This is a genomic window from Streptomyces sp. NPDC058240 (assembly GCF_042882135.1).
GTDB lineage: Bacteria > Actinomycetota > Actinomycetes > Streptomycetales > Streptomycetaceae > Streptomyces.
Genome location: NZ_JBHVWT010000008.1, coordinates 131,293 through 149,843, shown reverse-complemented (window position 1 = coordinate 149,843; position 18,551 = coordinate 131,293). Strand labels below are relative to the sequence as shown.

At 71.8% G+C, this 18,551-nt stretch carries 18 protein-coding genes; 10 read left to right on the top strand and 8 right to left on the bottom strand.

Annotation, left to right across the window (positions count from 1 at the left end):
* Position 1 precedes the first annotated feature (1 nt).
* The 4 genes from ectB (at position 2) to ACFVX4_RS16955 (ending at position 3,770) form a co-directional block, all read left to right on the top strand.
* Entirely contained in the window at positions 2-1,270 is a 1,269-nt protein-coding gene (gene ectB / locus ACFVX4_RS16970; RefSeq protein WP_389977373.1) for a diaminobutyrate--2-oxoglutarate transaminase, read from the top strand.
* Between the two features lie 67 nt (positions 1,271-1,337).
* Positions 1,338-1,736, top strand: coding sequence for an ectoine synthase (locus ACFVX4_RS16965; RefSeq protein WP_389977370.1), 399 nt, complete (start codon positions 1,338-1,340; stop codon positions 1,734-1,736).
* Positions 1,737-1,739: 3 nt separating this feature from the next.
* Positions 1,740-2,633 carry an ectoine hydroxylase gene (gene thpD, locus ACFVX4_RS16960; RefSeq protein ID WP_389977367.1) on the top strand — a complete coding sequence of 298 codons (894 nt, stop codon included), beginning with the start codon at positions 1,740-1,742 and terminating at the stop codon, positions 2,631-2,633.
* Positions 2,634-2,744: 111 nt separating this feature from the next.
* A complete protein-coding gene (locus ACFVX4_RS16955) occupies positions 2,745-3,770 on the top strand; it encodes a VOC family protein (RefSeq protein WP_389977364.1) in 1,026 nt (341 codons plus the stop codon).
* Between the two features lie 393 nt (positions 3,771-4,163).
* Here the strand turns inward: ACFVX4_RS16955 and ACFVX4_RS16950 are convergent, their stop codons facing one another.
* The 8 genes from ACFVX4_RS16950 to ACFVX4_RS16915 all read right to left on the bottom strand — a co-directional run bounded on the left by ACFVX4_RS16950 (position 4,164) and on the right by ACFVX4_RS16915 (position 12,526).
* Entirely contained in the window at positions 4,164-6,854 is a 2,691-nt protein-coding gene (locus tag ACFVX4_RS16950; protein ID WP_389977361.1) for a SpoIIE family protein phosphatase, read from the bottom strand.
* 308 nt (positions 6,855-7,162) lie between these two features.
* Complete coding sequence (locus ACFVX4_RS16945; RefSeq protein ID WP_389977358.1) at positions 7,163-8,224, bottom strand: aminotransferase class V-fold PLP-dependent enzyme; 1,062 nt, start codon at positions 8,222-8,224, stop codon at positions 7,163-7,165.
* 120 nt (positions 8,225-8,344) lie between these two features.
* Positions 8,345-9,052, bottom strand: a complete 708-nt coding sequence (locus ACFVX4_RS16940) for a DsbA family oxidoreductase (protein WP_389977355.1) — start codon at positions 9,050-9,052, stop codon at positions 8,345-8,347.
* Positions 9,053-9,153: 101 nt separating this feature from the next.
* A complete protein-coding gene (locus ACFVX4_RS16935) occupies positions 9,154-9,669 on the bottom strand; it encodes a hypothetical protein (protein WP_389977352.1) in 516 nt (171 codons plus the stop codon).
* Positions 9,666-9,800 (bottom strand): hypothetical protein, encoded by a 135-nt coding sequence (locus tag ACFVX4_RS16930; protein ID WP_389977349.1) that lies wholly within the window; start codon positions 9,798-9,800, stop codon positions 9,666-9,668. Before ACFVX4_RS16930 ends, ACFVX4_RS16935 begins: the two co-directional genes overlap by 4 nt.
* Positions 9,801-9,953: 153 nt before the next feature.
* Positions 9,954-10,289: a hypothetical protein gene (locus ACFVX4_RS16925; RefSeq protein WP_389977346.1), complete on the bottom strand. Its 336-nt coding sequence runs from the start codon at positions 10,287-10,289 to the stop codon at positions 9,954-9,956.
* Positions 10,290-10,397: 108 nt separating this feature from the next.
* Entirely contained in the window at positions 10,398-11,009 is a 612-nt protein-coding gene (locus ACFVX4_RS16920) for a DUF1349 domain-containing protein (protein ID WP_389977343.1), read from the bottom strand.
* Complete coding sequence (locus tag ACFVX4_RS16915; RefSeq protein ID WP_389977340.1) at positions 11,006-12,526, bottom strand: aldehyde dehydrogenase (NADP(+)); 1,521 nt, start codon at positions 12,524-12,526, stop codon at positions 11,006-11,008. The genes ACFVX4_RS16920 and ACFVX4_RS16915 overlap by 4 nt, the downstream gene beginning before the upstream one ends.
* A gap of 170 nt (positions 12,527-12,696) precedes the next feature.
* Between ACFVX4_RS16915 and ACFVX4_RS16910 the strand changes: the two genes are divergently transcribed.
* The 6 genes from ACFVX4_RS16910 (at position 12,697) to ACFVX4_RS16885 (ending at position 18,538) form a co-directional block, all read left to right on the top strand.
* Positions 12,697-13,467 (top strand): IclR family transcriptional regulator, encoded by a 771-nt coding sequence (locus ACFVX4_RS16910; protein ID WP_389977337.1) that lies wholly within the window; start codon positions 12,697-12,699, stop codon positions 13,465-13,467.
* A 2-nt stretch (positions 13,468-13,469) separates the two neighbouring features.
* Positions 13,470-13,943 carry a GNAT family N-acetyltransferase gene (locus tag ACFVX4_RS16905; RefSeq protein ID WP_389977334.1) on the top strand — a complete coding sequence of 158 codons (474 nt, stop codon included), beginning with the start codon at positions 13,470-13,472 and terminating at the stop codon, positions 13,941-13,943.
* 90 nt (positions 13,944-14,033) lie between these two features.
* The gene (locus tag ACFVX4_RS16900; RefSeq protein WP_389977331.1) at positions 14,034-15,083 is read left to right on the top strand and encodes a hypothetical protein; all 1,050 of its coding nucleotides are present in this window, start codon (positions 14,034-14,036) and stop codon (positions 15,081-15,083) included.
* The gene (locus tag ACFVX4_RS16895; protein ID WP_389977329.1) at positions 15,080-16,354 is read left to right on the top strand and encodes a sensor histidine kinase; all 1,275 of its coding nucleotides are present in this window, start codon (positions 15,080-15,082) and stop codon (positions 16,352-16,354) included. Before ACFVX4_RS16900 ends, ACFVX4_RS16895 begins: the two co-directional genes overlap by 4 nt.
* On the top strand, positions 16,351-17,022 hold the full coding sequence (locus ACFVX4_RS16890; protein WP_389977326.1) for a response regulator: 672 nt from the start codon (positions 16,351-16,353) through the stop codon (positions 17,020-17,022). The genes ACFVX4_RS16895 and ACFVX4_RS16890 overlap by 4 nt, the downstream gene beginning before the upstream one ends.
* A 64-nt stretch (positions 17,023-17,086) precedes the next feature.
* Entirely contained in the window at positions 17,087-18,538 is a 1,452-nt protein-coding gene (locus ACFVX4_RS16885) for a peptidoglycan D,D-transpeptidase FtsI family protein (protein WP_389977324.1), read from the top strand.
* Positions 18,539-18,551 lie beyond the last annotated feature (13 nt).

Here is an 18,551-nt window from a genome sequence, read left to right as displayed (position 1 = left end):
TGTGACCATCACCCCGCCCGCCCTGAGTGTCTTCGAGACCCTGGAGTCGGAGGTACGGAGCTACTGCCGCGGCTGGCCCGCGGTGTTCGACCGTGCCCAGGGCGCCCGGCTGACCGACGAGGACGGCCACACCTACCTGGACTTCTTCGCCGGCGCGGGATCGCTCAACTACGGCCACAACAACCCGGTCATGAAGCGCGCGCTGATCGACTACATCGAGCGCGACGGCATCACCCACGGCCTCGACATGGCCACCACCGCGAAACGCGCGTTCCTGGAGTCCTTCCAGAACAACGTGCTGCGTCCGCGCGACCTCCCGTACAAGGTGATGTTCCCCGGACCGACCGGGACCAACGCGGTCGAGGCCGCGCTGAAGCTGGCCCGCAAGGTGAAGGGGCGCGAGTCGATCGTCTCGTTCACCAACGCCTTCCACGGCATGTCGCTGGGTTCGCTCGCCGTCACCGGCAACGCCTTCAAGCGGGCCGGGGCGGGCATCCCCCTGGTGCACGGCACCCCGATGCCGTTCGACAACTACCTCGACGGCCGGGTACCCGACTTCCTCTGGTTCGAGCGGCTCCTGGAGGACCAGGGCTCCGGCCTCAACAAGCCCTCCGCGGTGATCGTCGAGACCGTGCAGGGCGAAGGCGGCATCAATGTGGCGCGCCCCGAGTGGCTGCGGGCACTGTCCGACCTGTGCCACCGCCGCGACATGCTCCTGATCGTCGACGACATCCAGATGGGCTGCGGACGTACCGGGGCGTTCTTCTCCTTCGAGGAGGCCGGCATCACGCCCGACATCGTCACCCTGTCGAAGTCCATCAGCGGCTACGGCCTGCCGATGTCGCTCTGCCTGTTCAACCCGGAGCTGGACATCTGGGGACCGGGCGAGCACAACGGCACCTTCCGCGGCAACAACCCGGCGTTCGTCACGGCCACCGCCGCGCTGGACGCCTACTGGGCGGACGGTCAGATGGAGAAGCAGACCCTGGCCCGGGGCGAGCAGGTCGAGCAGACGCTGCTCGCGATCTGCGACGAACACACCCGGCTCGGTGCGCGGTTCCGGGGCCGCGGCCTGGTGTGGGGCATGGAGTTCACCGACGCGTCGCGTGCCGCCGCGATCTGCGCCCGTGCCTTCGAGCTGGGCCTCCTGGTCGAGACCTCCGGCCCGAAGAGCGAGGTCGTGAAGCTGCTGCCGCCGCTGACCGTCACCCCCGAGGAGCTGGACGAGGGGCTGCGCACGCTGGCCCGCGCGGTCCGCGACACCGCCTGATCCCGGGCCCGCCCCGACGCGGGTCCGACGAGAAACACCGCTGCAGAGAGAAAGGCACCGACCCACCGTGATCGTCCGATCGTTCCGTGACATAGAGAACACCGACCGGCATGTGAAGGCCGCTTCCGGCACCTGGGAGAGCAAGCGCATCGTGCTCGCGCAGGAGAAGGTGGGCTTCTCGCTCCACGAGACAACGATGTACGCGGGCACCGAGACGTCGATGTGGTACGCGAACCACATCGAGGCCGTCCTGTGCGTCGAGGGCGAGGCCGAGCTCACCGACGACGAGACCGGCGAGAAGCACTGGATCACCCCCGGCACGATGTATCTGCTGAATGGCCATGAACACCACACCATGCGGCCGAAGACCGACTTCCGCTGCGTCTGTGTCTTCAACCCACCGGTCACCGGGCGGGAGGAGCACGACGAGAACGGTGTCTACCCGCTGCTCACCGAGGAGGGCTGAACCATGACCACCGATGTGCGCGCCGACCTTTACCCGACACGCGGCACCGCCGAGATGACAACCCCCCGTCAGGACCCGGTGATCTGGTCCGCGCCCGGCGCCCCGGGGCCGGTGGGCGTGAAGGATCTCCAGGCCTTCGAACGCGACGGCTTCCTCTCCGTGGACCGGATGATCACGCCCGACGAGGTGGCCGTCCTCCACACCGAACTGGAACGTCTGATCGCCGACCCGTCGGTCCGGGCCGACGAGCGCTCGATCATCGAGCCGAAGTCGCAGAAGGTGCGGTCGGTCTTCGAGGTCCACCGGATCAGCGAGGTCTTCGCCCGGCTGGTGAGCGACGAGCGGGTGGTGGGCCGGGCCCGTCAGATCCTCGGCTCGGACGTGTACGTCCACCAGTCCCGGATCAACGTCAAGCCGGGCTTCGGTGCTTCGGGGTTCTACTGGCACTCGGACTTCGAGACCTGGCACGCCGAGGACGGTCTGCCGAACATGCGGGCGGTGTCCGTGTCGATCGCGCTGACCGAGAACCACGACACCAACGGCGGGCTGATGATCATGCCTGGCTCGCACAAGTCGTTCCTCGGCTGTGCGGGCGGGACGCCGAAGGACAACTACAAGCAGTCCCTGAAGATGCAGGACGCCGGCACCCCGTCCGACGAGGCGCTGACGAAGATGGCCGACCGGCACGGCATCAAGCTCTTCACGGGCAAGGCGGGTTCGGCGACCTGGTTCGACTGCAACTGCATGCACGGCTCGGGCGACAACATCACTCCGTACCCCCGCAGCAATGTCTTCATCGTCTTCAACAGCGTGGAGAACGCCGCCGGGGAGCCGTTCTCGGCACCGACGCGGCGGCCGGAGTTCATCGGGGCGCGGGACTTCACGCCGGTGAGGTGAGGGACTGCCGGGCCGAATCGGGACCGGGCGGGCGGTGCGGCGGTGTCGCACCGCCCGCCTCCGCCGAAAGCCGGTGGACCACGACGGCCCCGCCCGGAGACAGTGGGGCCCATGACCTCACTCGTACGTCACATCACGATCGACTGCGCCGACGCCTACGGGCTGGCCGGTTTCTGGGCCGGAGTGCTCGGCGCGCGGATCTCGGACGGGGACGCCCCCGGTGATCCCGAGGCGCTCGTCGAGTCCCCCGGTGCCGCGCTGCTCTTCATCTCGGTGCCGGAAGCGAAGAGCGCCAAGAACCGTGTCCACCTGGACATCCAGCCGCAGGACCGGACCAGGGACGAGGAGGTCGAGCGGCTGCTCGGCCTGGGTGCCACCCTCGTCGCCGACCACCGCAGGCCGGACGGGCGGGGCTGGGCGACGCTCGCCGACCCCGAGGGGAACGAGTTCTGCGTCGAGTGCGGTGCGGCGGAACGAGCGGCCCTGACCGGGACCCGGCTGCCGGTCACGGCGGACGACGTCACCACCGCGGTACGGCTCGCGGTCGCCGCGCTCCAGGAGTCCCCGGTGGAGAACTGGGACGTCCCGGCAGGGTCGTTGGAGTGGAGTTGCTGGGAGACCGCGGAGCACCTGAGCGACGACCTCTTCTCCTACGCGACCCAGCTGGGCCCGCAGCGGCCGGCGCTGGACGCGTACGTCCCGTACCGCTGGAGTCCCGGGCGCGAGGGCGGTCCGTGGAACGCGGTCTTCGCGGACCGGTCGGCCGGACCCGTCGGGCTGCTGCGGACGCTGGAGGCGAGCGGCGCGCTGCTCGCCGCGATGGTGCGGACGGCCTCGCCCGGACTCCGCTCGTACCACTCCTACGGGGTGTCCGACCCGGAGGGCTTCGCCGCGATGGGGATCGTGGAGACCCTGGTGCACACACACGATCTCGCCGGGAGCCTGGGTGTCGCCTGGACGCCGCCCGCCGGCCTCTGCGACCGGGTGCTGGCCCGGTTGTTCCCGGACGCCCCCGAGGACGCCGACCGGTGGGCCGTGCTGTGCTGGGCCACCGGCCGCGCCGAGCTGCCCGGCCGCCCTCGCGTCACCTCGTGGAAGTGGCACAGCGCGCCGCTGGACGAGTCCGGCCGGGACTAGCGCGAGGCGGGGTCCGGGCGGCCGGCCGGTCGCGGCAACTGCCGGAATCGGTCGAGGCGCAGCGGCCCCGCCCGCCGCACGGTGAGGAGCCCCGGCCGGGCGAGGGCCTCTGGGTCATGACCGACATCATGAGCCTGCAGGAGGACGTACGGAGCCTCTTTCCGGACGCCCGGCCCACGGTCCAGCAGAACTCCTGAACGAGACCGCACCCGGGGACGGACAGGGAGTGACTGCTCACGCGGCGTGTGCGGGCCACGGATGTCAGCTCGTCGGCCGGTCCGCGAAAGCGCGTGGCCGTCGGCATCGGCGGCGGTCGTACGACGACCCTTGTCCCGGCCACCGTGCCGGGATGGTCGAGGAAGCGCTCTTCTCGAAGGCTTGCCGGTCCAGCGGTCAGAGTTCCGCGTCGAGGATGGCCGCCCACGCCGTGCCGTCCGCGCTCCCGTCGGGCCGGGGCAGCGCCATCTCCGCCCAGATGACCTTTCCCTGGGAGGTGTAACGAGTGCCCCAGCGTTCGGCCAGTCGGGCGACGAGGAAGAGACCGCGGCCTCCTTCGTCCATCGCGGCGGCATAGCGCAGATGGGGCGAGGTGCTGCTGCTGTCGGCCACCTCGCAGGTCAGGGTGCGGTCGTGCAGCAGTCGTACGGTGACCGGCGCGGAGCCGTAGCGGATGGCGTTGGTGATCAACTCGCTGAGCACCAGTTCCGTGGTGAACGCGAGCTCGGACAGACCCCAGTCGTCGAGCTTCTCGGCCACGACAGCACGCATCCCCGCCACGGCGGCGGGATCGAACGGTACGTCCCAGTCGGCGACACGGTCGGACGGGATCGCCCGTGTCCGGGCGATGAGCAGCGCCACATCGTCCTTCGGCCGACTGGGCAGGAGCGCGTCGAGCACCGCCTGACAGCTCTCCTCCGGCGACCGGTCGGGGTGGCCCGCCAGGGTCTCACGCAGCAGCTCGAGCCCCACGTCGATGTCTCGGGTGCGGTCCTCGATGAGCCCATCGGTGTAGAGGACGAACTGCGTGCCCTCCGCCACTTCCAGTTCCGCCGTCTCGAACGGCATACCGCCCAGGCCCAGGGGCGGGCCGGCCGGCAGGTCGGGGAACGACACACTGCCGTCGGGCCGGACCAGTGCGGGCAGGGGATGCCCGGCCCGAGCCATGGCGCAGTGACGGGAGACGGGATCGTAAATCGCGTACAGACAGGTGGCTCCGATGATCCCCGCGTCGGCGTCGGACCCCGCCTCCTCCTGGTCGATGCGCCCGATCAGGTCGTCCAGATGGCTGAGGATCTCGTCGGGCGGCAGGTCGAGTGTGGAGAAGTTGTGCACGGCCGTGCGCAGCCGTCCCATCGTGGCGGCCGCGTGCAGGCCGTGGCCGACGACATCCCCGACGACCAGCGCCACCCGGCTGCCCGGGAGCGGGATCACGTCGAACCAGTCGCCGCTCACCCCGGAGAATGCGGGCAGGTAGCGATGGGCGACGTCGAGCGCGCTCTGTTCGGGCAGGGCCCGCGGGAGCAGGCTGCGTTGCAGAGTCACGGCCATGACGTGCTCACGGGTGTAGCGGCGGGCGTTGTCGATGCTGACGGCCGCCCGGGCGGCCAGTTCCTCGGCCAGGGAAAGGTCGTCCTCCTCGAACGGCTGGGGCTTCTCGGAGCGCCAGAAGTTGGCCATGCCCAGGATGACGCCCCGCGCCTGGAGGGGCACCGTGATGAGCGAATGGATGCCGTAATCGACGATCGTCCGCGTCCGCTCCGGGTCCTGGGCGAGCCAGCCGGGTGCGTCGGACAGGTCGGGCACCAGCTCCGGCCGGCCTGTGGCGAAGGCCCGTGCCTGTGGCGTGGAGGGGAGAAAGTTGATCAGCTGACCGGGTTCGTACAGGGGATGGTCGTCCCGGATGCCGCGTACAGCGGTGCGGCGCATGTCCATGTCCGTATGGGTCGGCTCGTCCCCGTGGAGGACCGGTTCGGCCAGATCGACGGTGACGAAGTCGGCGAGCCGGGGGACCGCGATCTTGGTCAGTTCCTCGGCCGTGCGCACCACATCGAGGGTGGTACCGACACCGAGACCGGCGTCGTACAGCAGGCGCAGCCGCTCGCGGGCGTTCTCCGCCCTGCCGGACAGTGCCCGCAGCTCCGTGGAGTCACGCAAGGTCGCGACTGTCCCCCGGGGGCCGCCGCGGCGACCTGTCGGCCGCTGGTTCACCGCGAGCAGTCGGCTCCCCGCGAGGTGCACTTCGTCCGTGGCCGTGCGCCCCGAGGTCAGCAGCTCCACCATGCCAGGATCAAGGCTGGACAGGTCCGGGATGTGTCGCCCCTCGGCGTCGAGCGGCAGATCCAGCAGCCGTCTGGCCTCGTCGTTTGCCAGCAGCAGTCGACCGTCTTCGCTGACGATGAGCACGCCTTCGCGCACGGCGTGCAGCACCGCGTCGTGATGCTCGTACATACGAGTCATCTCGGCAGGGCCCAGACGGTGGGTCTGCCGCCGCAGCCGCCTGGCCACCAGCGCCGTCCCGCTCGTGGCCACTCCGAGCGCAACCGCTCCTGCACCGAGGATGATCGGAGTCTGCTGTGCCACCACGCCGGTCACGTGCTTGACCTTCATGCCGGCAGTTACCAGGGCCACGACCTTCGCGTGATCGTGGACGGGGACGATCGCCTGCACCTCGCGGCCGAGCGGGCCATTGACGCTCTCGGTGTACACGTGGCCGGCCAGCGCCGGCGCAAGGGTGGCGACGGCCCTCTTCCCGATCAGCTCCGGCCGGGGGTGCGTGTAGCGGATCCCTTTCGTGTCCATCACCACGATGAAGTCGACGCCGGCCGCCTTCCGCCCCGCCTCGGTGAGCGGCTGGAGCACCTTGGAAGGATCAGGAGCCTTCAGCGCGGTCAGGAGGCCCGGTGAGTGAGCGAATGTCTGCGCGACGGCGATGGAGCGGTTTCTCGCCTCCGTACTGCTGTTGTGCCGGGCCTGCACTACGAGCGCCAGCACCGAAGCGGCCACGAGGAGCACGACCACAGCCACCTGCAGGGCGAAGACCTGGCCTGCGAGGCTCCGGGGATGCTTGCCCGTGAGTGACCGCATCTGTGCACTCCGGAATCGGCCGAAACGATTGACCCCACTGCCCTTTGTAACACCGCGCGGTCGAAGGTGCGTGCGGCCGGGGCTCGCTCGGAGGCGGTACCGCGCGGCGGCCCGACGACGATCCGGCAGCCGCGGGACCGGATCGACGCCAGGACGGTACGGGATGCGGCCGGCCCGGATCGGTGGGGAGGATCCGGCCCCGGTGATACTCCCCTCCAAGCCGGTGCACCGCGATTCGTCGTAGCCGCCGTCGCGACCGGCCGGAGGTCCGGGGACGGCCCCGAGCGCCGCTGCCCCCCGACAGGCTCTCAGCCGGAGAGCACGTCCAGGACCCGGTCCACATCGGCCTCCGTGTTGTACAGGTGGAAGGCCGCGCGCAGACTCCCCGCCCGGTTCGAGACCACCACCCCGGCCCGCGCGAGCTCCGGCTCCCGCCCGCCCAGTCCGGGCACGGCCACGATCGCCGACTCCCCCGGCACCGTCTCGTGCCCCAGCCCGGCCAGCCCCGCCCGCAGGCGGGCCGCGAGCCCGGTGGCATGGGCGTGGATGGCCTCCACCCCGACCTCGCCCAGCAGCGCGAGGGACCGCTCGGCGCCGTGGTACGAGAGGAAGGCTGGCGGTTCGTCGTAGCGGCGCGCGGTCCGGGAGAGCTGCTCGACCGGGCCGTACGTGCTGCTCCAGGGGTCGTCGGCGGCGGACATGCCGACGAAGACCGGCGGCAGGGCCCGCTGCGCCTCCTCGGTGACGGTGAGGAACGACGCGCCCCGCGGGCAGAGCAGGAACTTGAAGCCGCCGGTGACGGTGTAGTCGTACTCCCCGGCGTCCAGCGGCAGCCAGCCGGCCGACTGGGTGGCGTCGAGCAGTGTCCGGGCACCGTGGGCGGCGGCCGCCGCGCGCACCGCCTTCAGGTCGGCGATCCGGCCGTCGGCCGACTGCACGGAGGAGAAGGCGACGAGCGCGGTGCCCGGCCGCACCGCATCGGCCAGCCGGTCCAGCGGGACGTAGCGCATCCTGAGGTCGCCGCGGACCGCGAAGGGACTGACGACGGAGCTGAACTCTCCCTCGGGTGCCACGATTTCGGCCCCCGGCGGCAGCGAGGCGGCGATCAGTCCGACATGCACGGAGACCGAGCTGCCGACGGCGACCCGGTCGGCGTCCACCCCGGCGAGGCGGGCGAAGCCGGCCCTGGCCGCTTCCACCACTTCGGAGTCGCCGGAACCGTCCGTGACGCCCGAGGCGATCGCCTCGGCGAGCGCCGTCACGGCCGCCACGGTCCGCCGGGGCAGCAGCCCGCAGGTGGAGGTGTTGAGATAGCTCGTCCTCGGCGCGAACTCGCCGTCCGCCGCACGGCTGAGCGAAGTAGTGTCCATGCGCCCAGCCTGGGGCCCCCTCAACCTCTGGTCAATCACGAAAAGTTGGGGGGAACTCCCAAGCACCGCTTATGCCTGCCGCCGGAATCGGCATTCGGGCGCGGCCCCGGACGTGGTGCCTCAGGCCTGCGGAACCTCGCAGGCGCCGTCGGCGTCGCACGCCGCGGAGTCCCCGCCGATCGCGGTGAGCGGACGGTCCTTCCACGCCTGCTCCAGCGCCTGGGCGAAGACCTCCGCGGGCTGGCCGCCGGAGATGCCGTAGCGCCGGTCGAGCACGAAGAACGGCACCGCGTCGGCACCCAGCTCGGACGCCTCCCGCTCATCGGCCCGCACCTCGGCCGCGTAGGCCTCCGGGTCGGCGAGCACGGCGCGCGCCTCGTCGGCGTCGAGCCCGGCCTCCACGGCCAGCTCGACCAGCACGTCGCCGTCGTAGACGGACCGCTCCTCGGCGAAGTTCGCCCGGTAGGCGAGGCTCAGCAGCTCGTCCTGGCGCCCGCGCGCCTTGGCCAGGTGGAGCAGCCGGTGGATGTCGAAGGTGTTGCCGTGGTCACGGCCCTCGGTGAGGTAGCCGAGCCCTTCGGCCTGCGCGTTGGCCGCGACGTTCGCCTCCATGGCCTGCGCCTCTTCACGGGTGCGCCCGTACTTCTGCGCCAGCATGTCGATCACCTGCGCGGTGTCCCCCTTGGCGTGCCCGGGGTCGAGCTCGAAGGACCGGTGCACGACCTCGACCTGGTCGCGGTGGGCGAACCCGGCCAGGCCCTTCTCGAAGCGGGCCTTCCCGATGTAGCACCAGGGGCAGGCTATGTCGCTCCAGATCTCGACGCGCATGTCTCTTCTTCTCTCCGTGTCCTCGTACGTACAGCTCAAGTGGTGGCGGAGCCACCCTCCGCTCCCGTGCACAACACAGGAGCGGACTCCCTCATTCCCTCTCACGCCCCGTCGTCGAGCTCGACGATCGGCCGGTCGGCGACCACGGCCACCAGGATCATCGGTGCGTCGCCGTCGCACTGGTTGAGGGAGACCGCGACCCACCGGCCGTCCACCGGCCCCCACACCGCCAGGTCGCCGCGGCAGTCCGCGTCGCACAGCGCCCGGTACAGCGGCGGCAAGGGCTCGCCCGCGAGGTCGCGGAAGATCGGCACCCGCATGCCCGCCATCCGATGGGCGCCCCACCGGCGGTCCAACTCACCGACGAGCTCCGCGCGATGACCCGAGGCGGCCTCCTCGGCCTCCTCCCACTCACGTTCGTACACGCCCACGAGATCGTCGCTCTCCCAGAGCGGCACGATCCGGAATCCCTCGCCCGCCGTCGCGCTCCACTCCCCGGTGTCCGGCTCCCCCTCGGCGACCGTCGGCCCCGCGACGGGTACAGGCCCGGCGAGCAGCGCCTCGATGTCGGAGACCGCGCGGCCGGTCCCGAACGTCTCCCCGCTCCGGGCGGTCACAGCGCCGCCGCCCCGGCCGGTGCGGTCGGTCCGCCGAGGGAGGCTCGGCAGGCGCCGGGGGTGAGGCCGGGGCGGCGCCGCGCGCAGCGCAGGTCGCCCGGAGCAACCGCCCGCTGATCGAACCTTGACATCTTGGGCACCGCTCGCCCCTCCCCCTGTCGCACGACACGACAGAACCCCTGCCGCAGGCCAGAGCAGAAAATCATGCCCGCCAAAGCACTATCAACCACATTCGCCCGCAGTCCCGGCCGCCAGGTCTGCGCCTCCCTCCCGGGCCCCGGGCGTCAGGCGAAGCCGAGGATCAGTGCCGCCGTCATGAGCTGCGCCGCACCGTGCAGGCCCAGCAGCCAGCCACGCGCAGAGGCGAACGGCAGCAGCTTCCTCGGCCAGGCCACCGCCAGGATGCCGAGCAGAAGTGCGGCCAGGAAAGAGCCGGGGATCGAGCCGTCGGGCACATCGGCACACTCCACGCCGTAGGTCACACAGCCGCTCGCCCGGGTCGTGCTCAGCGTGACGAGGCCGGCGCCGACGACCACCGGCACCAGCAGGGCGAGGGCGATCCAGGAGGCCCTGCGGATGCCGCGGTCCTGGTGTTCGGCGGGGGTGGAAGTGATGTCCATGCGGATCATCCAACCCTCCGGCACGGCTGGAGGGTTGAGTGCCGCTACTCGGTTCCACCGTGTACTCGTGCTCATTCGTTCGATGGCACGACGGAGGTCCGAGAGGCTTCAGCTCCCGTCCCGCAGGTCCCCCGGCCCCGTCGCGCGGAACGCGATCCGGTCGAAGGACGCCTCGCAGCCCTCGCCCGTCGGTGACTGGACCAGGAAGCCGATCGACGCCTCGGCCGCGTGTTCCGGGGCGCCGAGGGCGAAGACGCGGACGAAGGTCCATTTCTCGCCGTCGGCGGAGGCGTGGAAGGCGAACGCGTTGCCCGTGCGGCTGAGGCGCAGCCAGCAGCTGTCGCCGTCCACGACGAAGGAGTTGACGTCGTCGGAGTGGCCGCGGGTGACGACCGTGCAGACGGTGGGGCGGTCCGGGGAGAGCTCCAGGCAGATCTTGGCCCACTCCCGTTCCCCGACGTGCAGGTAGAGCACCCCGGCGTCGAAGGCCGCCGCGAAGCCGACCTTCACCCGGGCGAGCAGCTGGAAGTCGCCCCGGGGCACGGGGCCGAGCAGGCGGGGGGCGTCGCTCGCGGAGTCGAGGGCTTCGCCGCCCGGCGGTACGAAGCGGTCCTGGCGGGCGCCGGCGCGGCCGGTCAGGGTGCCGTTCTCGTACGTCCAGTCGCCGCTGGGGCCGAACGGGCCGAGCTCGAAGGGGAGTTCGGGAAGTTGCGGGGTCATGCGCGTCGTCCGTCCACTCGGCGGGGAAGGTCGAGGGGGTTGTCCTCGCGGAGCTCCGGCGGAAGCAGGGCCTCGGGGGTCGTCTGGTAGGTGACCGGGCGCAGCCAGCGCTCGATCGCGGTGGCGCCGACCGAGGTGGAGGTGGAGGTGGTGGCCGGGTAGGGGCCGCCGTGGTGCTGGGCGGGGGCGACGGCGACGCCGGTCGGCCAGCCGTTGACGAGGACCCGGCCGGCCAGCGGGGTGAGGGCCGCGAGGAGTCCGGGGGCGTCGGCGTCGGCGCCGTCCGTGGCGGTCTGGAGGGTGGCGGTGAGGTTGCCGGGGAGGCGGGAGAGCACGGCGGTGATCTCGTCGTAGGAGGTGTAGCGGGCGACGACGGTGACGGGGCCGAAGCACTCCTCCAGGAGTTCGTCGTGCGGGCCCTCGGCGGCGAGGAGCTGCGCCGGTACGGTGAGGAAGCCGGCCGAGACGGTGTGGTCGCCGCCCGCGCCGGGGGTGACCGGGGCCGCCACGCCGGGGAGTTCGGCCCGGGTCCGTACGCCCGCGACGAAGGCGTCGCGCATCCGGTGGTCGAGCAGGACCGCGGCCTCGGTGTCGCTGACCGCGTCGGTGAGGGACTTCAGCAGCCGGTCGCCCGTCTCGCCCGCCGGGGCCAGGACGAAGCCGGGCTTGGTGCAGAACTGGCCCGCGCCCATGGTCATCGAGCCCGCGAGCCCGGCGCCGATCTCCTCGGCCCGCTCGGCGGCGGCCGCCCCGGTGACGACGACGGGGTTGAGGGAGCCCAGTTCGCCGTGGAAGGGGATGGGGCGGGGGCGGGCCGCCGCGGCGTCGAACAGGGCGCGTCCGCCCCGGACCGAGCCGGTGAACCCGGCGGCGGCGACGAGCGGGTGCCGGATCAGCTCGATGCCCGCGTCGAAGCCGTGGACCAGGATCAGCACGTCCTCGGGCAGGCCGGCCTTCGCCGCCGCCCTGCGCAGTACGGAGGCGCACAGTTCGGAGGTGGCGGGGTGGTCGGGGTGCGCCTTGACTACGACGGGGCAGCCGGCCGCCAGCGCGCTCGCGGTGTCGCCGCCGGGGACGGAGAAGGCGAGCGGGAAGTTGCTGGCCGCGTAGACGGCGACGACACCGAGCGGGACCTTGTAGCGGCGCAGGTCGGGCCAGGGCGGGGTCCGGGTGGCGTCCGCGTGGTCGATGTGGATGTCGAGGAAGGCGCCTTCGTCGACGACCTCCGCGAAGGCCCTCAACTGGGCGGCGGTGCGCGCGAGTTCACCGGTCAGCCGGGCCGGTCCGAGCGCGGTCTCCGCGTCGGCGGCCTCGATGACGTGCTCCCCGGCCTCGGTGAGCAGATCGGCCGCGGTGCGCAGGAAGGCGGCGCGCACGGTGCGGTCGGCGAGCGATTCACGTACCGCGTGGGCGGCCCGGACCGCACGGTCGAGCTCCTCCGCTGTAGCCTCCACCGCAACCTGCTCACGCGGGTTCCCGGTGCGGGGGTCGACGCTCCAGACTGGTGCTGCTGCCACCGTGATTCCTTCCGCTCACTGCCACACATCAGAAGTTGTTCGGTATTCTGAACATTGTTCCTGATCGTGAATATGAAGCGACTCTATTTCCGGGCGTTCAGTGTTGGCAAGAAGTCGCCGGTTCAAGAAGTCTCAGGGTTTCGCAAGTGGGCTGGAAGGGGCGTAGGGCGATGTCGGTTGCCGAATCCGGTGGGGCACAGGTCAAGTCCGCCGTACGGACGGTGGAGCTGCTCGAATACTTCGCGGGGCGGCCCGGCATGCACTCGCTCGCCGCGGTGCAGGAGGCCGTCGGCTATCCCAAGTCCAGCCTCTACATGCTGCTGCGCACGCTGGTGGAGCTGGGCTGGGTGGAGACCGACGCGACGGGCACGCGGTACGGGATCGGCGTACGGGCCCTGCTCGTCGGCACCTCGTACATCGACGGCGACGAGGTCGTCGCGGCGGCCCGGCCGACCCTGGACCGGCTCTCCGACGACACCACGGAGACCATCCACCTGGCGCGTCTCGACGGGACGAACGTGGTGTACCTCGCCACCCGCCAGTCCCAGCACTATCTGCGCCCCTTCACCCGCGTCGGCCGTCGGCTGCCCGCCCATTCCACCTCGCTCGGCAAGGCGCTGCTGGCCACCCACAGCGACGAGCAGGTCCGCAAGCTGCTCCCCGAGACGCTGCCCGCGCTGACCGAGCACACCATCACCGACCGCGAGAAGCTCATCGAGGAGCTGCACCTCATCCGCGAACAGGGGTACGCGGTGGACCGCGAGGAGAACACCCTCGGACTGCGCTGCTTCGGCGTCGCCGTCCCGTACCGCACCCCCGCCCGCGATGCCATCAGCTGCTCGGTGCCGGTCGCCCGGCTCACGCCCGCGCACGAACAGATGGTGAAGGACGCGCTGTTCGACGCCCGGGACCGGCTGGCGCTCGCCACCCGGAGGCTCTGACCGTGCGGATCGCCCTGCGCAAGGTGCACGACAGCGATCTGCCGCTGTTCTTCGCGTTCATGTCCGACCCGGAGTCGGTCAGGACGGCCGCCTTCACCAGCGAGGACCCCACCGACCGGCGGGCCTTCGGCGCCCACTGGCGGCGCGTCCTGGCCGACGGCTCCGTGGTGATGCGCACGGTGGTCGCGGACGGCGCGGTGGTCGGCAACGCCGGGGTGTACGGGCCGCCGGGCGACCGCCAGGTCACCTACTGGATCGACCGGGCGCAGTGGGGCCGAGGGCTCGCCACGGCCGCGCTGTCGGCGCTGCTCGACGCCGTACCGGAACGCCCGCTGCACGCACGGGCCGCGGCCGACAACACCGGCTCGCGCCGGGTGCTGGAGAAGTGCGGATTCGCCGTCACCGGCAAGGACCACGGGTACGCGCACGCCCGCGGCGAGGAGACCGACGAGCTGCTGTTCACGCTGCCGGGATGACCGGACGGCGGTCCGTCTCCGCCGTCCGGCGGAGACGGATCGTCACGGGGCAGGACGTGCCGGCGCGGGCCGCACGGAAGCGTGGTGGTCATGACACAGACACCGCTCACCGCGACCGCCGCCCCACGGCGGCCGGGCACCCGCACCGCGCTCCGTACCCTCGCCATCGCCGCCACCCTGCCGTACATCGCGCTCAAGGCCGTCTGGATCCTCGGCGGTCGCATCGGCATCCCGGAAGGCAGCCCGCTGCTCGACCACCGCACCACGATGATCGTCGCCAACGGCATCACGATCCTGATGGACAGCGCCGTCGTGGTCATCGCCCTGCTGCTCACCCGGGCATGGGGGCGGCGGGTGCCCACCTGGCTGCTCGTGCTGCCCATGTGGGTGGCGTCCGGGCTGCTGCTGCCGATCATGACCGGGTACCCGCTGCAGCTGGTGGTCGGCCTGGCCCGTGGAGACGGCACCGGGAGCGGGAGCGACGAGCCCTCCTTCCTGGACGGGTGGGTCTTCGGCGTCGTCTACGGCGGCTTCATCCTCCAGGGCCTCGCCCTCGGCACCCTCTTCACGCTGTACGCCCGGGACCGCTGGGGCCATCTGTGGCAGGGCACGCTGCGGGATCTTCCGCCGAGCCCGACCGGGCCCGCACTGCGCACCACCGCGGCCGTCGCCACGCTGCTCGCACTCGCACCGGCCGTCATGCATCTGGTGTGGGCCACCGGCTCGACCGCGGGGCTCGACGAGGGCAGGGCCGCGGACCGGAACAACGTCTTCTACGTCATGGAAGCGCTCAACACCCTCTTCGTCCTCGCCGCCGCCGCCGGTGTGCTGCTGCTCGCCTTCCGCCGCCGCGCCGCGCTCCCCCTCGCCGTGCCGCTCGTCCTGGCCTGGGGCGGCTCCGCGGCCTCGGCCTGCTGGGGAGGGTGGATGAGCCTCGCCGCACTGACCACGGCCGAGAAGCTCTCCGAACGGGCCACGCCCGCAATGATGTTGACCTACGGTGTCCAGATGGTGCTCGGAGCGCTGGTGGTCACCCTCGGCGGGTACTTCCTCTCGGAACGCGCGGCCGTCGTGCCCGACCGGCTGCCCGGCTCCCCCGGGACGGCGTCGGCCACACGGCTCTCCGGCGCCCGCGCGTGACGCTGCTCTTCGGGCGGCGGGCCCGGCTGCGCTGGCTGCACCTGATCATCGGCGGCGCCTTGCTGATGCCGTACTTCCTGGCGGCACTGGTGATCGTCGGCTGGTTCCGCCCGCACACCAACATCTTCTCGTCCCTGTCCCACCAGTTCACCGCGTTCGCCTGCGCCCTGCCCCTGGCCGCGGTCACCGCGCTCTTCGGACCGGCCCGGCAGCTCTCGGTGGCCGCGGCCCGTGCGCTGTGCGGCATCCCCGGCGACCGGCCGCTCGCCGACGGGTCCGCCAGGACCCGGCAGGCGCGGGTGCGCACGGCCGGCTGGTACACCCTGCATCTCGGGCTCGGCGGCATCATCAGCGGCGCGACGCTGACCGTGCCGCCGCTCGCGGTGACCATCATGGTGCTGCCGTTCTCGGAGTCGGTGCGCGACTCCCCTGCCTTCGGTCTGCCCGAGGCGATGGACCGGCCGTGGATTCTCGCCCTGGTCCCCTTCGCCGGGCTCGCGGTGCTCGCGGCGATGGCCGGCTGCGCGGCACTGGCCGGAGCGCTGCTGGCCGGCCGGGCGCCGGTGCTGCTGGGCCCGACGCCGGAGGACCGGCTGGCCGCGGCCGAACGCCGGGCGGCCGATCTCGCGGTGCGCAACCGGCTCGCCCGGGAGCTGCACGACTCGGTCGGCCATGCGCTGAGCGCCGTCACCCTCCAGGCGGGCGCGGCCCGCAGGGTCCTGGACAGCGACCCGGAGTTCGTCCGCGAGGCGCTGACCGCGATCGAGGAGACCACCCGGCGCACGGTCGGCGAACTCGACTCCGTGCTCGGCCTGTTGCGCAGCGGCGAGGAGCACGGGGCGTCCGCGGCGACCGGCCCGGCGCTCGACGCGCTGGACGGACTGCTGGAGCACTGCGGGGTGCCCGTCTCCTGTGCCGTGCGGGGCGACCCCGGCACGGTCCCGGCCGCCGTGTCGAGGGAGGCGTACCGCATCGTGCAGGAGGGCCTGAGCAACGCGCTGCGGCACGGCGGGCACGGGGTGCCGGTGGAGCTGCGGATCACGGTGCGCGCGGCGGAGCTGGAGATCACCATGGACAATCCGCTGCCGGAGCGGGCCGCGGTGGTGCGGCCCGGGGGCGGCCGCGGGCTGCGCGGCATCGCCGAGCGGGCCGTACTGCTGGGCGGCCGCGCGGAGGCCGGCGAGCACGGCGACCGCGGGTGGCGGGTGACCGCCCGCCTCCCGCTGCGTGCGGCCGGACACCTGCGTACGACCGAACAGGAGAACCGATGAGCACGACGGTCCGGGTGGTCCTCGCCGACGACGAGCGGATGGTGCGTACGGCGCTGCGCGTCATCCTGGACGCCGAACCCGATCTGGAGGTCGTCGGCGAGGCGGCGACCGGCGCGGAGGCGGTGTCCGTGGTGCGGGAACTGCGCCCCGACGTGGTGCTGATGGACGTACGGATGCCGGAGACCGACGGCATCCGGGCCACCGAGCAGATCCTCGGCACGCTAGACGCGCCCCCGAGGATCGTCGTCGTCACCACCTTCGAGAACGACTCCTACGTGTACGACGCGCTCGTCGCCGGAGCCGCCGGTTTCCTGCTCAAGCGGGCGGCGGCCGAGGACCTCGTGCAGGCGGTGCGGCTGGTCGCCCGCAGCGACACGCTGCTGTTCCCGTCGGCGGTACGGGCACTCGCGGCCGAGTACCGGAAGCGGGCGCCCGACCCGCCGCGGTGGGCGTCCCGGCTCACCGACCGGGAGGCGGAGGTGCTGCGGCTGATGGCGGCGGGGCTGACCAACGCGGAGATCGCCGGGCGGCTCTCCGTGGGGCCCGCGACGGCGAAGACGCATGTGGCGGCGGTGCTCGCGAAGACCGGTGCGCGGGATCGCACCCAGGCGGTGATAGCGGCGTACGAGTCGGGTTTCATCGCCCCCGGGCACCCCGGCCCGCCATGAGAAACCGGTGAGAATCGCCGCATTCGGGAACGGTGCGCGGCGCCCCGCTCGTCCCTCGGGCGGGATGAACAGAACGATCAGGCACGCTTCGGTCTTCTGCCTGCTGCTGGTCCTCGCCCTGCTGGGGCGGGCGACCTGGGTGCAGGCGTACCAGGCACGGGCGCTCGCAGACGACGACCACAACCGGCGGAACACCATCGCGCAGTACGCGCAGCCGCTCGGCGACATCATCGTGGCCGGAAACCCGGTCACCGGATCGAAGAGGACGGTGGGCAGCGACCTCGCGTACAAGCGCACATACACCCAGGGGGAGCTCTACTCGGCCGTCACCGGCTACAGCTCGCAGGCATACGGCGCCACGCAGCTCGAAGGGATCTACAGCCATGTGCTGGACGGCACCGACGACCGGCTGAAGAACCCGATGGGCGCGTTGACGCGCAAGCAGGCGGCCCCGGGCAACGTCCTGACGACGATCGACCCGGACGTGCAGAAGGCCGCGTACGAGGCGCTCGGCGACGACAAGGGGGCGGCGGTCGCGATCGACCCGAAGACCGGCCGGATCCTGGGCATGGTCTCGACCCCCTCGTACGACCCGTCGGCGATCAGCGGGACGACGGACGGCGAGGCCTGGCAGAAGCTGCTCGACGACGAGGACAAGCCGATGGTCAACCGCGCGCTGCGGCAGCCGCTGGCGCCCGGCTCCACGTTCAAGCTGGTGGTGGCGGCCGCGGCGCTGGAGGACGGGCTGTACGGCTCGGTCGACGAGCGCACGGACAGCCCCAATCCGTACACGCTGCCCGGCACCAGCACCGTCCTGCGGAACGAGAGCGCGTCGGCGCCCTGCGAGAACGCCACGCTGCGCACCGCGCTCCAGTACTCCTGCAACAACGTCTTCGCGAAGGCCGCCGTCGACCTCGGCCAGGACAAGGTCAGGGCGATGGCGGAGAAGTTCGGCTTCAACACCGACAAGCTCGATGTGCCGGTACGGGCGTCCGCGAGCGTCTACCCGTCCGGCATGGACAGGCCGCAGACGGCGCTCACGGGCATCGGCCAGTTCGAGGTCACCGCGACGCCGTTGCAGATGGCCATGGTCTCGGCCGCCCTCGCCAACGGCGGCGAACTGGCCGCGCCGCACATGGTGTCCGAGGTGACCGACTCCAAGGGCGGCACGCTTCAGGAATTCGCGGACGGCGACACCGAGCGGGTGGTCTCGCAGTCCACCGCCGAGCAGCTGCGCAGCGCAATGGTGACCGTCGTCGAGCAGGGCACCGGCACCAACGCCCGGATCGCCGGGGCCGAGGTGGGCGGGAAGACGGGTACCGCGCAGAACGGCGTGGGCAACAGCAAGACCCCGTACGCCTGGTTCACCTCGTACGCGAAGGACACGTCCAGTGGCAAGGAGGTCGCGGTCGCCGTGGTCGTCGAGGATTCGGGCGCGGCGCGCTCGGAGGTCAGCGGCAACGGTCTGGCGGCGCCGATCGCCCAGAAGATGATGAAGGCGGCACTGGCGGACTGAGAGCCTGTCGGGA

What these genes read in the sequence shown, in the direction of transcription:
- thpD (WP_389977367.1), top strand. Translation starts at nt 1,740, where the DNA reads ATGACCACCGATGTGCGCGCCGACCTTTACCCGACACGCGGCACCGCC.
- ACFVX4_RS16955 (WP_389977364.1), top strand. Translation starts at nt 2,745, where the DNA reads ATGACCTCACTCGTACGTCACATCACGATCGACTGCGCCGACGCCTAC.
- ACFVX4_RS16950 (WP_389977361.1), bottom strand. Translation starts at nt 6,854, where the DNA reads ATGCGGTCACTCACGGGCAAGCATCCCCGGAGCCTCGCAGGCCAGGTC.
- ACFVX4_RS16945 (WP_389977358.1), bottom strand. Translation starts at nt 8,224, where the DNA reads ATGGACACTACTTCGCTCAGCCGTGCGGCGGACGGCGAGTTCGCGCCG.
- ACFVX4_RS16940 (WP_389977355.1), bottom strand. Translation starts at nt 9,052, where the DNA reads ATGCGCGTCGAGATCTGGAGCGACATAGCCTGCCCCTGGTGCTACATC.
- ACFVX4_RS16930 (WP_389977349.1), bottom strand. Translation starts at nt 9,800, where the DNA reads ATGTCAAGGTTCGATCAGCGGGCGGTTGCTCCGGGCGACCTGCGCTGC.
- ACFVX4_RS16925 (WP_389977346.1), bottom strand. Translation starts at nt 10,289, where the DNA reads ATGGACATCACTTCCACCCCCGCCGAACACCAGGACCGCGGCATCCGC.
- ACFVX4_RS16920 (WP_389977343.1), bottom strand. Translation starts at nt 11,009, where the DNA reads ATGACCCCGCAACTTCCCGAACTCCCCTTCGAGCTCGGCCCGTTCGGC.
- ACFVX4_RS16910 (WP_389977337.1), top strand. Translation starts at nt 12,697, where the DNA reads ATGTCGGTTGCCGAATCCGGTGGGGCACAGGTCAAGTCCGCCGTACGG.
- ACFVX4_RS16900 (WP_389977331.1), top strand. Translation starts at nt 14,034, where the DNA reads ATGACACAGACACCGCTCACCGCGACCGCCGCCCCACGGCGGCCGGGC.
- ACFVX4_RS16890 (WP_389977326.1), top strand. Translation starts at nt 16,351, where the DNA reads ATGAGCACGACGGTCCGGGTGGTCCTCGCCGACGACGAGCGGATGGTG.
- ACFVX4_RS16885 (WP_389977324.1), top strand. Translation starts at nt 17,087, where the DNA reads ATGAACAGAACGATCAGGCACGCTTCGGTCTTCTGCCTGCTGCTGGTC.